Source organism: Okibacterium endophyticum (genome assembly GCF_054780075.1).
The window spans coordinates 226,595-241,346 of sequence record NZ_BAAGXA010000002.1; the positions used below are offsets into that span (position 1 = coordinate 226,595).

Annotated in this window: 13 protein-coding genes; 6 read left to right on the plus strand and 7 right to left on the minus strand. The window is 65.4% G+C overall.

Annotation, left to right across the window (positions count from 1 at the left end; all coding sequences use genetic code 11):
- Positions 1-19: 19 nt before the first annotated feature.
- Together ACYVF5_RS01365 and ACYVF5_RS01370 are read right to left on the minus strand one after the other, a co-directional pair.
- The gene (locus ACYVF5_RS01365; protein WP_460942538.1) at positions 20-580 is read right to left on the minus strand and encodes a flavin reductase family protein; all 561 of its coding nucleotides are present in this window, start codon (positions 578-580) and stop codon (positions 20-22) included.
- 88 nt (positions 581-668) lie between these two features.
- The gene (locus tag ACYVF5_RS01370; protein ID WP_460942540.1) at positions 669-1,265 is read right to left on the minus strand and encodes an RBBP9/YdeN family alpha/beta hydrolase; all 597 of its coding nucleotides are present in this window, start codon (positions 1,263-1,265) and stop codon (positions 669-671) included.
- A gap of 139 nt (positions 1,266-1,404) precedes the next feature.
- On the opposite strand from ACYVF5_RS01370, the gene ACYVF5_RS01375 reads away from it, so the two are divergent.
- The 3 genes from ACYVF5_RS01375 to ACYVF5_RS01385 all read left to right on the plus strand — a co-directional run bounded on the left by ACYVF5_RS01375 (position 1,405) and on the right by ACYVF5_RS01385 (position 4,011).
- Complete coding sequence (locus ACYVF5_RS01375; protein ID WP_460942542.1) at positions 1,405-1,746, plus strand: ArsR/SmtB family transcription factor; 342 nt, start codon at positions 1,405-1,407, stop codon at positions 1,744-1,746.
- Positions 1,743-2,237 carry an SRPBCC family protein gene (locus ACYVF5_RS01380; RefSeq protein ID WP_460942544.1) on the plus strand — a complete coding sequence of 165 codons (495 nt, stop codon included), beginning with the start codon at positions 1,743-1,745 and terminating at the stop codon, positions 2,235-2,237. Before ACYVF5_RS01375 ends, ACYVF5_RS01380 begins: the two co-directional genes overlap by 4 nt.
- Before the next feature lie 259 nt (positions 2,238-2,496).
- On the plus strand, positions 2,497-4,011 hold the full coding sequence (locus ACYVF5_RS01385) for a DHA2 family efflux MFS transporter permease subunit (protein WP_460942546.1): 1,515 nt from the start codon (positions 2,497-2,499) through the stop codon (positions 4,009-4,011).
- A 103-nt stretch (positions 4,012-4,114) separates the two neighbouring features.
- Here ACYVF5_RS01385 and ACYVF5_RS01390 read toward each other — a convergent pair whose 3' ends face one another.
- The gene (locus ACYVF5_RS01390) at positions 4,115-5,428 is read right to left on the minus strand and encodes an MATE family efflux transporter (RefSeq protein ID WP_460942548.1); all 1,314 of its coding nucleotides are present in this window, start codon (positions 5,426-5,428) and stop codon (positions 4,115-4,117) included.
- A gap of 112 nt (positions 5,429-5,540) precedes the next feature.
- Between ACYVF5_RS01390 and ACYVF5_RS01395 the strand changes: the two genes are divergently transcribed.
- Entirely contained in the window at positions 5,541-6,182 is a 642-nt protein-coding gene (locus ACYVF5_RS01395; RefSeq protein WP_460942550.1) for a response regulator, read from the plus strand.
- Positions 6,183-6,238: 56 nt separating this feature from the next.
- Here ACYVF5_RS01395 and ACYVF5_RS01400 read toward each other — a convergent pair whose 3' ends face one another.
- The 3 genes from ACYVF5_RS01400 to ACYVF5_RS01410 all read right to left on the minus strand — a co-directional run bounded on the left by ACYVF5_RS01400 (position 6,239) and on the right by ACYVF5_RS01410 (position 10,176).
- Complete coding sequence (locus tag ACYVF5_RS01400; RefSeq protein ID WP_460942552.1) at positions 6,239-7,930, minus strand: sensor histidine kinase; 1,692 nt, start codon at positions 7,928-7,930, stop codon at positions 6,239-6,241.
- Positions 7,931-8,009: 79 nt separating this feature from the next.
- Complete coding sequence (locus ACYVF5_RS01405) at positions 8,010-9,500, minus strand: signal peptidase I (protein WP_460942554.1); 1,491 nt, start codon at positions 9,498-9,500, stop codon at positions 8,010-8,012.
- A 70-nt stretch (positions 9,501-9,570) separates the two neighbouring features.
- Entirely contained in the window at positions 9,571-10,176 is a 606-nt protein-coding gene (locus ACYVF5_RS01410) for a hypothetical protein (RefSeq protein WP_460942556.1), read from the minus strand.
- Between the two features lie 213 nt (positions 10,177-10,389).
- On the opposite strand from ACYVF5_RS01410, the gene ACYVF5_RS01415 reads away from it, so the two are divergent.
- Positions 10,390-12,888, plus strand: coding sequence for a transglycosylase domain-containing protein (locus ACYVF5_RS01415; protein ID WP_460942558.1), 2,499 nt, complete (start codon positions 10,390-10,392; stop codon positions 12,886-12,888).
- Positions 12,889-12,981: 93 nt separating this feature from the next.
- Entirely contained in the window at positions 12,982-13,335 is a 354-nt protein-coding gene (locus ACYVF5_RS01420) for a VOC family protein (protein ID WP_460942559.1), read from the plus strand.
- A gap of 81 nt (positions 13,336-13,416) precedes the next feature.
- On the opposite strand, the gene ACYVF5_RS01425 is transcribed toward ACYVF5_RS01420, so the two are convergent.
- Positions 13,417-14,715, minus strand: a complete 1,299-nt coding sequence (locus ACYVF5_RS01425) for a peptidoglycan DD-metalloendopeptidase family protein (RefSeq protein ID WP_460942561.1) — start codon at positions 14,713-14,715, stop codon at positions 13,417-13,419.
- Positions 14,716-14,752 lie beyond the last annotated feature (37 nt).

Consider the following 14,752-nt stretch of genomic DNA (forward strand, 5'->3'; position numbering starts at 1 on the left):
CGCCGGGCGGTTCGTGCCGTCAACCGATCTTCGAGGCGTCTCCGAGTGCGTGCCAGGTGCGGTTGTGATAGACGAGGGGTCTGGCCGTGGTGGCGTCTGCCGAGGGGTCCCCGGCCTCGGGAGACATCGCCTCGAGGGCGAGCACAGCCACAACCGTGGATTCGCCGACCTCCATCTTGTTCACAACGCGTCCGCGTATCCAGGCGTGTGCAGCAGGAAAGTACGGCTCTCCGGTCGGCAGCCGCGTCCAGATCGTGGGGTCGGCGAACCTGTCGATTCCGCTTGTCGCGCCGAGTTTGGCGATGTCGAGCTGGTCCGCGCCGAGCAGATGCACGACAACCGTCTCTGCGCGTCGGATCGTGGGGGTGCTCGAGGAGTGCTCAGAGATCGAGAAGACGAGCACCGGCGGGTCGGCGCTCACCGAGAACACGGATGTCGCCGTGAGGGCGACGGGGCCGTCACCCGCGTCTGCGGTGATCGCCGCGACGCCGGCCGGGTGGTTGCGGAACGCCGCCTTGAACGACTCTGGGCTGACACCCTCGGATTCGGGGAGCGGCAGGGGTATCAGGTGTTCAGTCACTCAGCAACACTCGCTCTCTCTTGTGTTCTCACGTACAACAACGCGGGCACACAAACCGTTCCCGACCCAGGGCACAACGGCCGGCCCGTCAGACGGATCGCTCGGATGCGGACTCCGCCAGGTCGGCGCCGAGCATCCGGTCGAGCACGGGCACGATGCCGGGAACCTCCCGAGCTCCTGCGTCGTCTGTGAAGTGCTGCGCACCCGGCACGATCGTGAGGGGTGCGGCGAGCTGTTCGGCGAACCGAGCCGTGAGCTCGGGTGCCACGGTGGGGTCGTCGTCCGACCCGAACACGTGTCGCTGAAGAGCGTTGTCGACGATGACCGAAGCCTCTATCGGTTCGTGTGTGAAGGCATCGAGCTGCGGCAACGTGGCAAGGGGTTCGCCGAAGCCCGCCACGAGCACAAGACCGCCGACCCGCCACGGCCGCGGAAACTGCTCGAGCATACGAATCGTGGCGATGCAGCCGAGGCTGTGGCAGACGAAGAACGTGTGCTCGTCGACGTCGCCGACGGCGTCGCCGAGGGTTCGGATCCAAGCGTCAGGTGACGGATGCTGTGGGTTCGGCAAGGCGGGAACCATCACCACACCCGGGTTGTACTGCCCGGCCAGCCACTCGAACCAGTGCCTGCCCGGGTGCGCGTTATAGCCGTGAACGACGACGATGCGGGGTGAGTGGGTCATACCACCAGGGTGTCACAGCCTGCGTGCTTGTCGACCCCTGGGCCGGCTCGCGCGGGATGCGGCTCGAGGGGTTGACACTCGTCGCACGCTGTCGTAATCTTTAATCAACCGAAGCATTGATAAAACGATAGGTTGATAAATGTCCACGGAGTCCGACGGTCAGCTCGACAGGGCTTTTCTCGCCCTGGGCGATCCGGTTCGCCGGGCCATCGTGGCCAGACTCAGCCGCGGCCCGGCCACCGTGAACGAATTGGCCGAGCCGTTCGACATCTCGAAACAGGCCGTGTCGAAGCACATCCAGGTGCTCGAACAGGCCGGCCTCGTGACTCGCACACGCGACGCACAGCGGCGCCCCGTGCACTTGAACCCTCAGCGTCTCGAGGCGCTCACCGCGTGGATCGACGGCTACCGCCTGATCCATGAACAGCAGTTCCGTCGGCTTGACGGGCTGCTCGACACCATCACAAAGGAAGAGAAATGAGCACAACAACCAATCCCGTCACCATCACCGTGCCAGAGGGTGTTCCCTTCATCGACATGGAACGCGAGTTCGACGCGCCTGTCGGGGCGGTCTACCGCGCCTTCGCCGAGCCGGATCTCGTCAAGCAATGGCTCGGGCCGAACGGATACGAGATGGTGATCGAGCAGTACGACCTGAGGACGGGTGGCCGGTACCGCTACATCCACCGGGACCCGCAGGGCGAGGAGTACATCTTCAACGGAGTCTTCCACGTCGCCAGAGAGAACGAGTTCATCATCCAGACCTTCGAGTTCGAGGGTTTTCCGGATGTTGTGAGCATCGAATCGATGACGCTGACAGACCTGGGCGACGGGCGGACGAAGCTGACGACGCACTCGGTCTACCCGTCGGTGGAGGCCAGGGACGGAATGGCGCAGAGTGGCATGGAACAAGGGGTCACCGAGGGCTACGAGAAGCTCGACGCCATTCTGGCCTCGGCGTCGGAGCGGTGACAGGGCCGTGCTCTGAAGCTCCCCGCGCTACTCCGTTTGTGGTGCGCGGCCCTATTTCGGGTAGCGCGCCACAAACGGAGTAGCGTGCGGCGACGGATGGGAGGGCGAGGGGGTGATGCCCTCGCTCTCTGTGTGGTCGTTGTCGGGGGTGGCAGCGGTTGTCGGGTGTGGCGCGTATGGTCGAGAGCGGTGAGCACACGGCGCTCACCGGTGACCCTGAGCTTCGGTGACCCCGCACGTCGGAAGGAGAGAACACTCCGTGGAAAACGCCCTCAAGCCGTGGCCGGCCCTGTGGGCCCTCGTCGTCGGGTTCTTTATGATCCTGGTCGATTCGACGATCGTCTCCGTGGCAAATCCCGCGATCATGCACGGTCTCGCCACGGACATCAATTCCGTGATCTGGGTCACGAGCGCCTATCTGCTCGCCTATGCCGTGCCGCTTCTCATCACCGGTCGCCTCGGCGACCGCTTCGGGCCGAAGAACGTCTACCTCATCGGTCTCGCCGTGTTCACCGCGGCGTCGGCCTGGTGCGGGCTTTCGGGCGACATCGGTATGCTGATCGCCGCGCGAGTGCTTCAGGGGCTCGGAGCGGCGATGATGACGCCACAGACCATGTCGGTCATCACCCGCACCTTCCCCCCGGACCGCAGGGGACAGGCCATGGGACTCTGGGGTGCGACGGCAGGAGCGGCCACGCTCGTCGGACCGATTCTCGGTGGTGTTCTCGTGGACTCGCTCGGCTGGGAGTGGATCTTCTTCATCAACGTTCCCGTCGGCGTCGTCGCGTTTGTGCTCGCCTGGCGGCTCGTACCGAGACTCACCGTGCATCGCCATCGTTTCGACGTGCTCGGTGTCGTGCTGAGCGCCATCGGGATGTTCCTCATCGTGTTCGGCATCCAAGAAGGGGAAGGCTACGACTGGGGAACGATCGTCGGTCCGATCACCGTGTGGTCGCTCATCATCGCCGGCCTCGTCGTCTTTGCCGCATTCATCGTCTGGCAGGCGGTCAACACAGGAGAACCGCTTGTGCCGCTCCGGCTCTTCAGGGATCGCAACTTCTCACTGTCGAGCGTCGCCATCGCGGCGGTCGGTTTCGCGGTCACGAGCATGGCACTGCCCGTGATGTTCTACGCACAGACGGTGAGGGGGCTCACTCCGACGGGAGCAGCCCTCCTGCTGGTCCCGATGGCTGTGATCTCTGGTGGACTTGCGCCGTTGGCGGGCAAACTCGTCGATCGGGTGAATCCGAAGTACGTCGCGTCCGTCGGGCTGGCGCTGCTCGCCGTGTCGCTGTTCTGGCTGGGGTCGATGCTCACTCCAGACGTGCCGATTCCGATGCTGCTGCTGCCGTTCGCACTGCTCGGCGTCGCCAACGCCGGAATCTGGTCGCCTCTCGCCTCGACGGCCACACGCAATCTGCCTCCTCGACAGGCAGGAGCGGGCTCAGGAATCTACAACACGACCAGGCAGGTCGGTGCCGTTCTCGGGAGTGCGGGAATCGCCGCGCTGATGCAGGCTCGACTCGTGGCAGAACTTCCCGGCACGCCCATCGCGGGCGAACCCGGCGAAGGCGGCGCATCCGGCCCGCTTCCCGAAGCGCTCCAGGGTGGTTTCAGCGCGGCGATGGGCCAGTCGATGTTCCTGCCGGCAGTTGTGAGCCTGCTCGGGCTGGTCGCCGTCCTGTTCTTCGCCAAGCCGAAACCCGTTGCCCCAGAGGCGGATGCCGTCTCGCAGCGGAAAGAGGGCGCGGGCAGCGGTGAGATTCGTGCCTGAAGCGCCCCGCGCCACTCCGTTTGTGGCGCGCGGCCCTCTTTCGGGGAGCGCGCCACACACCGAGTAGCGCGCAACGGATGCGAGCGCGCCGATCTCGACGCGCTCACACACCCGTGCGCATCCACGCTGTGGTGCGCGACCTGACCCAGAGGGTCACCCCCCTCGCCGCGAGATAGCCGATCGCGAACGCGGCCGTCAGCCAGGCCAGCCCGGCCGCATCGTGTGGCGCCGTGAGCTGCACCCAGCCGGCGAGCGGCACGAAACAGGCCAGGTTCAGCATGCCGGTGAGCGCCAGGTACCTGGCGTCGCCCGCTCCGATCAGCACGCCGTCGAGCACAAAGACAAGCCCGCTGATCGGTGTGCCGATCCCCAGCACGATGAGGCTCGGCATAAGCATCGCGGCGAGGTCGGGGTCACCGGTGAACAGCAGGCCGATCACGGGACTGGTGCCCGCGATCAGCGCGCCGACCACGACGCCGCTCCAGACGCCCCACCGAAGGCAGCTGGCGAGGACGGCGCGCACCCCGGCGACGTCCGCCGCGCCGAGGGACTTCCCGATGAGCGCCTGGGCCGCGATGGCGAGCGCGTCGAGGGCGAACGCGGCTGTCGCATACAGCGTCATCACCACCTGGAATCCGGCGAGCTCCCTGGCTCCGAGTCCCGTCGCCACGAACGTCGCCAGCAGGATCGCCGCACGCAGGCTCGCGGTGCGCACGAAGAGCCATCCGCCGGATTTCGCCGTGCCTCCGATGCCCGCACGGTGCGGCCTGATCGACGCGCCGGTTCTCGCCGCGTGACGACCGATCACGATCAGGTAGGCGAGCACCATGCCCCACTGCGAGATGACCGTGCCGAGAGCGGCCCCCGCGATTCCGAGGCCGATGCCGTAGATGAGCAGTGCGTTCAGGGCGATGTTCACACCGAAGCCAGCCGTCGCCACAACAAGCGGGGTTCTGGTGTCCTGCAGCCCGCGCAGCAGGCCCGTCGCCGCGAAGACCAGGAGCATCGCGGGCACGCCGGCCACGGATGTCGTGAGGTAGACGGATGCCTGCGCCGAGACATCCGTGCCTGCGCCGAACATGCCGACCAGTGCGGGCACCGCGAACCAGGCGCAGACGGCGAGCACCGCACCGAGACCGAGCGCGAACCAGAGCCCGTCGACGCCCACAGACACGGCTGCGCGGGGGTCGCCCGCGCCGAGCCGCCTCGCCACGGCCGGAGTGGTCGAGTACGCCAGGAACACCATGAGGCCGATGATCGTCTGCAGAACGGCGCTGGCGATTCCGAGGCCCGCGAGCGGGGCGACGCCGAGGTGGCCGACCATGGCGGAGTCGGCCAGCAGAAAGAGCGGCTCGGCGATGAGCGCACCGAGAGCGGGCACCGCGAGGCGCAGGACCTCGCGGTTGACCGATTTCACCCTTCGAGCCTAGCTGCGCCGGGATTCACCGCAGACTCGGGACCTTAGGCCCTCGACGCTCGCGGGGACGAGCAAGGATACTGGACGTAATATTCGAGAGTGAGAAGAGCACATGCCGATCCGCGTATTCCTGTTGGATGACCACGAGGTGGTCAGAAGGGGCCTGCGCGGTCTGCTCGAGAGCGAGGGCGACATCGAGGTGGTCGGTGAGGCGGGCACCGCCGCAGACGGGCTCGCCCGGATTCCCGCACTTGTTCCCGATGTCGCGATTCTCGATGCCCGGCTTCCGGACGGCAACGGGGTCGAGGTCTGCCGACAGGTGCGTTCCGCGTTCCCAGCCACCAAGGCGATCATCCTCACTTCGTTCGACGACGATGAAGCACTCTTCGCCGCCATCATGGCTGGTGCGTCCGGTTACGTTCTGAAACAGGTGACGGGCCAGGATCTGCTGTCGGCGGTGAGGCACGTTGCAGCGGGAGGTTCCCTGCTCGACCCCAGCGTGACCGAGCGGGTCATGCAGCGGCTGCGGCAAGGCGGCCCCGAAGAGCCTGAGGAACTCAAGAACCTCACGGCGCAGGAGCGCCGCATCCTCGAACTCGTCGCAGAAGGACTGACCAACAGGCAGATCGGTGAACGACTGTTCCTGGCCGAGAAGACCGTCAAGAACTACATGTCGAGCGTGCTGTCGAAGCTCGGGGTGGAGCGCCGCACTCAGGCCGCCGTTTTCGCCAGCAAGGTCTTCGGGCGTCCGTGACGCCGGGCCGACACGCGACGACGCCGGTCGCCGGTCAGATGGTCACCACCGGCGCCCTATACCGGCACTGACCATTCGAGGTGGGTGCCGCCTCCGTCGCGCGCTGCGAGTCCGAACGTGCCGTCGCGGCCTTCGGCACGTGCGCGCAGGTTTCCGAGTCCGCTGAGGCGCGGGCTGTCGCCTGGGCCGGTGCCGTCGTCGTCGACCTCGACAGTGAGGCGTCCTGACGTCGCAGACACCGAGACAACGACGACGGATGCCGACGCGTGCTTCACGACGTTCGCCAGCGCCTCGTTGACCACCGCGCAGACGTCATCGGTGAGCGCGGCATCTGCCATCAGGTCGACGGGCCCGACGAAGCTGATGCGCGGTCGGCTGTGCAGCTGATCGGAGACACGGTCTGCGATCTCGAGCACGCGTGCCCGAACGCCGGAGTTCGCAGTGGTTTCATGTGGGCTTCGCATTGCGAAGATGCTCTGCCTGATCTGCGCGATCGCGCCGTCGAGCTCGGCGATCTGAGCCATGATGCGCGAAGACACCTCTGGCGAGTCGCTGCTCGCCGCAATGGACTGCAGGGTGAGGCCGGTGGCGAAGAGATGCTGGATGACGTGATCGTGCAGGTCACGCGCGATGCGGCTGCGGTCCTCGAGCAGGGTGACCCTCTGGCGGGCGCTCGCGGTCTCTACGCGCTCGAGCACGACGCTCACATGGCCGGCGAATGACGTGCCCATGTCGAGATCGCGTTTGTCGAAGCCCTTGTGATCGTGGGTGCGTGCGAGCGCGAGCACACCTGCAGGACTATCGCCGATGCTGAAGGGCACGGCCATCGCGTGCGTCAGGAGCCCCTGCTTCTCGAACTGCGGCGTGTACGCATCGAAGCTGTTGACGATGAGCGACTCACCGCGTGTGATGGCATCGCCGACCATGGTGCCTTTCACCGGAAGAGAGCGCCCTTCGAGCTCGTCTGCGCCGATTCCAGAGGCCCGATCGACGACCAGCTCTTGTCGATCGTCCGAGAGCCGGGAGATGGTGACGAGATCGGACTCGGTGATCGAGCGGACCTGATCGACGAGCAGGTCGCGGTGGCTCTCGTCGTCGTGGTGCCCCATGAGCACACGCGAGGCATCGGCGAGGGCTGATGCGACCTTCTCGCGATAGCGTGATTCTTCGAACAGGCGGGCGTTGGTGATGGCGATTCCGGCGATGTCCGCGAGTGCGTGGGCGAGTTCCTCATCATCGGCAGAGAACCGTCCCTGGGTGCTCTCCGCGAGGTACAGCTTGCCGATGATCTGCTCGCGCACGATGATCGGCACGCCAAGAAACGTCGACATCGACGCGAGCGGTTCCGGGAGCGAGGCGACTCTGCTGCCGACGTCACCGGATCGGACGGGTGCCGGATCGTTGATGAGCGATGTCAGCTGCCGCATGGCCTCTGGTGAACGAGTGATTGCAGCGGCGACATCCGGTTCGAGTCCGACGTGAAAGATCTCAGCGAACTCGTTCTCGTCACCGACGATTCCCAATGCCCCGAATCGTGCCCGCAGAAGATCGGTGCCGACATCGACGATGCGTTGAAGCACGGAGTCGATGTCGAGGTCGCTGGTGAGATCGTGACTGATGCCGAGCAGGTCTCGCAGTCGCGACTGCGATGACATGAGGTCTTGAGCGTGTTCGACGAACTCCGCGAGGTGTTTCTCGAACTCCAGTTTCGGCCCAGAAGTCGCTGGTTTGCGTGCGGCGTCTCTCACGTGCCCCCCGTTCGACGTCCTCGACTCTCTCACCTTAGGCTCATGAGCGTGGAGAGCCCAGCGGAGCGTGCCGCGTTGGTCAGCCGATCGAGAACGTTCTGGTGGTGTTCGTCGTGTTTCCGGCGGCGTCAGAGGCGTACACGGTGATCGTGTACCAGGTTCGAGCGAGCTCAAGCGCGGAGCTGGGCACGCGCGCGATCCAGAGTCCCTGGTCGAGAGTTGCCAGTGGCCGTTTTGTGCATGCGGCCCCTGTCCACTTCTCGCCGTCGAAACAACGCGCGTCGCTCGACCTGAAGAGCACGTACCCGACTGCCACGACTCCGCTGCCGGACCCATCGGTCACGGTTCCGCAGACCGCCTCGCCGGCGCCGGCTAGAGAACAGGCGGATGCCCACTCCTTGTGCGTCATGTCACCCGTTCGCGACGTGACCGCGAGCACCGGAGCCTGATTGTCGAGTTTCACATGGTCGGTGTGCGCGGCTTCTGCGACGCCGAACCTGTCTGTCGCGTAATAGGTGATCGTGTTGTCGCCCTGGGTGCTCAAGGTGAAGGTGAGTGAGGAGCTGTTGATCGTCACCGGCGCTTGGCCATTCACCCGGTAGGTGATCGACCGCACGGCGCCGTCTGTCGAGGTCGCAGCGATGTTCACTCCCACTGATCCCCTCTGGTACCACCCGCTTGCGGACGGCATGTCCCAGACGCGCATGGTGCTCACGGCTCGAGAGGTCTTCACGGCGACCGTCCATGTGCTCCCGGCGTTGGCGGTCTGCGCCGTGAACGCGGCATCCGCCCTATCGACCGAGAACCCGACGGTGAGTGCGGCCCCGAGCCCGATGACCGTGGCGAGGGCGATGGTCGTTGTAGCGCGCCCGGCTATCAGCCGGGCAAGAAGTGGCGACCGCGGTGCGTCCCTATCGTGCTCGTCGGTGCGGTCGGTGCGGTCGGTGTCGCGTTCATCGATCGTCGGTTGAACCTCCTCGCGGTTCGTTCGGCGCGCGGCCAGGATCAGCGCAGCCACGGTGATCAGCAGCCAGGCCGTGAACGGAAACAGGTCGCCTGTCGACAGCCAGATGAGAGGCAGACCGGCGAATGGCACGCAGACGAGGCCACGCGCGTGAAAGTTGGATGCCGGAACCGGTGTGGTGTCCACATCGGCGTTTGCGTCGCCTGCTGTTGTGTATGTGCCGTCGTCGAGTCTCTCGACGACGCGGTGAAGCAGCATCTTCTCGTCGTCTGCTGGTGTGGTGAAGAACATCACCCGGCCGACGGGAATCTGCTCGTCGGTGCCGAGCCGCTGGCCGATGACGACGTCGCCCCGGGAGATCGAAGGCTCCATCGAGCCGCTCTCCACGAGGTAGGTGTCCAGACTGAACAGCGAGGGAACGATGGCGGCGCACACGAGTGTCAGCAGGAACGCGCGATAGGCCCGGGCGAAAAGGACCAGGATCAATCCGGCCCAGGCTCGCGCGACGATCCTCTGAGAGGGGGCGTCGATGTGAGCCTGGTCTTCGGATCGCGGGTCGGCAGGTGACTGACCGTCGTGCACAGAGAGGGCGACGTTGTCTGACACGATACGTTTGCCTCTCTGTGCACTGTCGATGTGTGGAGCTGTGGAGCGAGGAACTATGCTGCCTGCGCGGCTAGTTGCTCTGCAGTTCCCACTGCATGTCGATGCCCGTCGACGCACCCTGCAGGCGGTCGAGCTCAAGCTGGGTCATACCCGTGGTGTCGAACGTCCAGGTGAGCTTGTAGGTGCGTGACTGCGTGCCGGCCACGATGTTCCAGCCGCCGATTCCCTCTTCGAAGGTGTTGATGCTCGCGAACGAGGTGAGCGATGCGCTGGGAACAGCCACTCCTTGTTCGACGAACCCATCGCACGAGCCGAACCCGCCGCCGGTTCCATAGGTGATATTCACCATGATGTGATCCTGCAGGCCGGCGGGCGACAGGACGGGGTTCACGGCATAGGCCTTCACAACACCGGGCACGCTTGTATTCGCGGTCACGGTGATGCACTTCGTATCCGTTGCACCCGGCACCATGTCTGCTGCTTGGAAACGTGCGGCGCCGGCGTCGTCATCGGTGAGGGCGACTGACCCCGTTGACCAGTTGTTGCCCGAGTTTCGCGTGCTGCCGGTGAACGCCGCATACGAGGACTGCCAGATGAGGGCGGCGGCCGCGATGATGGCGACGGGTGTGAGGACGGCGCTCGTGATGGTGCGCGTCTTGAGCGAGGGAAGCTGCATGGAAGTCTCCTTGATAGGGGTGAACTCCGGTTGGAGCTCTCACCTCCTACTTTCCGCCTCTCGCGGGCCGTGGAGCAGGGCTGGAGGGTCCCTTCTGACAGGACCAAGGTCCCGTGTGTTCGGCGCCCTCGACAACTGCCGCGAGAAGGTGCTCACAAGAAAAACCTAGGGTTTGATGGGCAACCGTCCAGGCTCGTGCATGAGCATCGACACGTGCCCGATCCGAAGAAATCTGCGCGTGAGTTCGCCGCCAACCTGCTCGCGTTCCTGGGCGGCTCGGTTGTTCTCGGTGTGCTGGTGACCGCCGGGGTGACCCCGGCGCTCGTCGTCACGGGCGCCACGGCGAGTGCAGGCGTCGGGCTGTTCGAAGGCCTGCCGAGCTATCTCAAGATCGGGCAGCCGATGGAGACGACCAACATCTACGCGACGGGCGCAGACGACCAGCCGGTGCTTCTGGCATCCTTCTTCGACCAGAACCGCGAAGAGGTCGAGTGGGACGCCGTCTCGCAGTATCTCAAGGATGCCGCGGTATCGGCGGAGGACCCGCGCTTCTATGAGCACGGTGGCGTCGACATGGCCGGCACCATCCGCGCCGTTATGGCGACCTACATCGGCGGAGACACGCAGGGCGGATCGACGATCACCCAGCAATACGTCAAGAACGTGCTTGTGCAGCAGTGTGAGACAAAGGCGCAGAGCACCGAAGAGCTGGACGAGTGCGCCGATGAGGCGACCACATCGAGCGGCATCGAGGGTGTGGCGCGAAAGCTCAAGGAGATGCGGTTCGCCGTCGGTGTCGAAGATGAATATGCCAAAGACGACATACTTCTCGGCTACCTGAACATCGCGACCTTCGGCGCGAGGACCTACGGAGTGCAGGCCGCGGCGAAGTACTATTTCGGCGTGAACGCGGCAGACGTCACGATCGAACAGGCCGCCACGCTGATCGCGATCCTCAACAACCCGTCGAATCTTCGCATCGATCAGCCGGACAATGAGGTGAACGGCGAGGCCGACGGTTATGCGGTCACAAAAGAGCGTCGCGACTATGTGATCGACAAGATGCTCGAGGAGGGCAAGATCAGCCAGGAAGAGCACGATGCGGCTGTCGACGCGCCCATCACTCCGGCGATCACGCCGCCGAGCACCGGCTGCAGCACGGCGGGCGGAAGTGCGTATTTCTGCGATTACGTGACCAGGATCATCCTGAACGACGAGACGTTCGGTGAGACGCCCGACGAGCGCGCACAACTCCTGCGTCGCGGCGGCCTCGATATCTACACCACTCTCGACCTCGCCCTGCAAGCTCCCGCAGAGGCCAGTGTCGCCGAATACATGCCGCAGGCGCTCGCGACCACCGAGCTCGGCGCCGCGGCGGTGACGGTCGAGCCCGGCACCGGTCGTGTGCTCGCGATGACCCAGAACAAAACGTATACGAACGACGCTGCCCTCGCCGAGACGGGCGATGAGTACACGGCGATCAACTACAACACCGACTATGCATACGGGGGGTCGAGTGGGTTCCAGGTGGGGTCGTCCTACAAGATCTTCGCTCTTGTGGAGTGGCTGGAGCAGGGTCACTCGCTGTATGAGACGGTGAACGCGAGCAGGCGCACCTTCACCGAGTTCACCGACACCTGCGATGGTGGATCGACGTGGACCGGTCAGTACAACCCACAGAACTACGACGGGTCGTCCGCGTCGTCGATCACCCCGTATCAGGCGACGAAGCGCTCTGTGAACACCGCGTTCATCGCGATGGCCGAGGAACTCGACCTGTGTGAGATCAAGAACACCGCAGAGGCGCTCGGAGTGCATCGCGCAGACGGCGGCGACCTGGTCGAATGGCCTTCGGCGGTGCTCGGCACGAACGAGATCGCACCCATCTCGATGGCGTCTGCGTTCGCCGCCATCGCCGCCGAAGGCGTGGCGTGCGACCCGGTCGCCATCGACCGCATCGTCGGCCCCGACGGTGAGGAGATGGATGTTCCGGATGCCGATTGCCGGCAGGCGATCACCCCGGAGGTCGCCAATGCGACGGCATACGCCATGCAGTCGGTGATGGAACCGGGCGGAACGGGTGCGAATGCGGCGGTGTCGGGCGCCGACCTCTTCGGAAAGACGGGTACCTCCGACAACGCCTATGACACCTGGATCACTGCGGGCACCACAAATGCGGTGACCTCGCTCTGGGTCGGCAACGTCGAAGCGAATCCGGACACCGGCGAGAAGACGAGTATGTACGACGCCATCGTCAACCACGGCTACAGCGGGTATCAGGCCAAGTACCCGGTGTGGTCTGGCATCGGTGAGGCCATGGTCTCGCTGTATGGCGGTGACCCCTTCCCCGAGCCGGACAACGACTATGTGCGCACACCTCGTGTGTCCGTTCCCGATGTCACCGGGGACGCTGTCGCCGCCGCAACGGCTGAACTCGAGGCCGCCGGCTTCTCGGTCACGGTGGGCGCCTCCGTGGAGTCCGAGATCGCGGCGGGCCTTGTGGCACGCACAGATCCCGGCGGCGGGGCGTCGGTGTCGAGGGGTGCGACGGTGACGATCCACCCGAGCAGTGGCACGGCGACCACCACCACTCCGCCAGACGAACCGGATGACGGTGGTGGCCAGGGCGACGGGGATGGTGGTGAGGAAGGCGGCGACGGTGGTGATCAGGGCGGTGGCGTCGACATCGATCCGGGTCTCGGCGAAGACTGAGCCGGTGCCGAGATCCCTGGGCCATCTGTGCAGCGGGGGTCGCGACAAGAACGACAGTGGTTACGAAGAACGACAGTGGTTACACTGACGGCCATGATTGCGACATGGCACTCCACGGTCATCGACTGCCCCGACCCCGCCGCTCTCGCGGACTTCTACCAGGAGCTCCTCGGGTTGGACCGCCTCGACACCAGCGACGACTGGGTGACGATCGGCGACGCGCCCGATCGCCCGAGAATCGCCTTTCAGCGGGTCGAGGGCTACCGCCAGCCGGAGTGGCCCGGGCAGATCGTTCCGCAGCAGATGCACCTCGATGTGCAGGTGAAGGACCTCGACGAGGGCGAGCGTGCGGTGCTCGCCCTCGGAGCCCGTGACGCCAACTCGAAGCACGATGGCTTTCGGGTCTATCTCGACCCGGCCGGCCATCCGTTCTGCCTTGTGCTCTGAGCTCTGTCGTGTGCTCTGAGGCCGGTCACGGCTCTGTCGTGTGCTCTGAGGCCGGTCACGCGAGGCGATCGCAGACGAAGGCTAGAGAATCACTCCGACCGAGCGCAGGAACGGTGCGGGGTCAGAGCCGCCCTCGTTGATCTTGAAGTCCAGGTGGCATCCAGACGACACACCTGTGCTGCCGATCGAAGCGATCACCTGCCCTGCGGCGACCTGGCTGCCGGCTCCGACCCGGAACGATCCGTCTGACAGGTGCCCGTATGTCGACGAGACACCGCCGTGGTTGATCGTGATCCGGTTGCCGTGGCCGTTGTTGTAGCCGTAGCTCGCATAGGTGACCGTTCCGCCGAAGGCGGCTTTCACGGGGGTGCCGCATCCGCTCGCGAAGTCGATGCCAGAGTGCCAGCCGGGCGTCGAGCATCCGCCCGGCGTGCAGATCTGAGCACGTGGGCCGTACCACGACGAGATGTAGCCGGGAGCGGGTCGCCACCAGCCCGCGGCAGACGGCCCGAAGTACGTTCCCGATGCACCAGCGACCGGTGCGGAAGGAGCACCTCCGCCTCCGCCTCCGCCGCCGGCTGCCGCAGCGGCAGCCGCTTCGGCAGCCGCTTTGGCTGCGGCTGCGGCAGCTGCGGCCGCGGCGGCAGCGCGTACTTCAACACCCTTTTTGTATCCGGCCTCGATCTCGGCGGTGGTGTCCTTCAGAAAGGCGAGCTGTTCGAGGAGTTCCTGCTGGTGCTCTTCCTGTTCCTGCAGTGCGGCCTGCGCTGCCGCCGCGGCCTCTTCAGCGGCCTGCAGCTTGAGCTCGGCGTCTGCACGGGCCTGTTCGAGCACCTCGGCCGCAACTGCGGCCTGGTCGCTGAGCGACGTCACGAGGTTGGCGTCCTGCTGCGCGGATGCGAACATCTCGGATTGCTGCCCCGTGAGCTTCGAGATGGCGCCGAGCTTGTAGAGAGCGGAGTCCGCATTCTCTGAATCGACGAAGATGCTTGCCGTCACATCGTTCGAGTTCATGCGGCCGAGCTTGGCGAAAAGCGCGCCGGCCTGCTTCGACGAGGCCTCAGCGGCCACCTGTGCATCGGCGAGTTGTGTGGCGAGGCTGGCCGACTTCGCTTCAGCCTGGGTCGCGACGGCCAGAGCTGTTGTGTATTCGTCTGCGGCAACGACCGCGGCCTCGCGTGCGGCATCGGCGCGTGCGATCAGTTCGTCGATGAGACGGTTGATCTTGTCGATCTCGGCCTGTTTGGCGGTCTGGTTGTTCTGCGCGGCCTTGACGTCGTCCCAGGTGGGGTATTCGTCGGCCTGAGCAGGGTTTGCCAGGCCGAGGGTCGCGATGGTGACGAAGGCGGCGAGGATCGCAATCCGGGATCGCAACTTCATACCTGAGTCCCTCTCGTTTCGGCCACTGGTCACCCTA

Bases quoted from the DNA above. Each gene is read 5' to 3' on its own strand.
- ACYVF5_RS01370 (WP_460942540.1), bottom strand. From the start codon at position 1,265: ATGACCCACTCACCCCGCATCGTCGTCGTTCACGGCTATAACGCGCAC.
- ACYVF5_RS01375 (WP_460942542.1), top strand. From the start codon at position 1,405: ATGTCCACGGAGTCCGACGGTCAGCTCGACAGGGCTTTTCTCGCCCTG.
- ACYVF5_RS01380 (WP_460942544.1), top strand. From the start codon at position 1,743: ATGAGCACAACAACCAATCCCGTCACCATCACCGTGCCAGAGGGTGTT.
- ACYVF5_RS01395 (WP_460942550.1), top strand. From the start codon at position 5,541: ATGCCGATCCGCGTATTCCTGTTGGATGACCACGAGGTGGTCAGAAGG.
- ACYVF5_RS01410 (WP_460942556.1), bottom strand. From the start codon at position 10,176: ATGCAGCTTCCCTCGCTCAAGACGCGCACCATCACGAGCGCCGTCCTC.
- ACYVF5_RS01420 (WP_460942559.1), top strand. From the start codon at position 12,982: ATGATTGCGACATGGCACTCCACGGTCATCGACTGCCCCGACCCCGCC.
- ACYVF5_RS01425 (WP_460942561.1), bottom strand. From the start codon at position 14,715: ATGAAGTTGCGATCCCGGATTGCGATCCTCGCCGCCTTCGTCACCATC.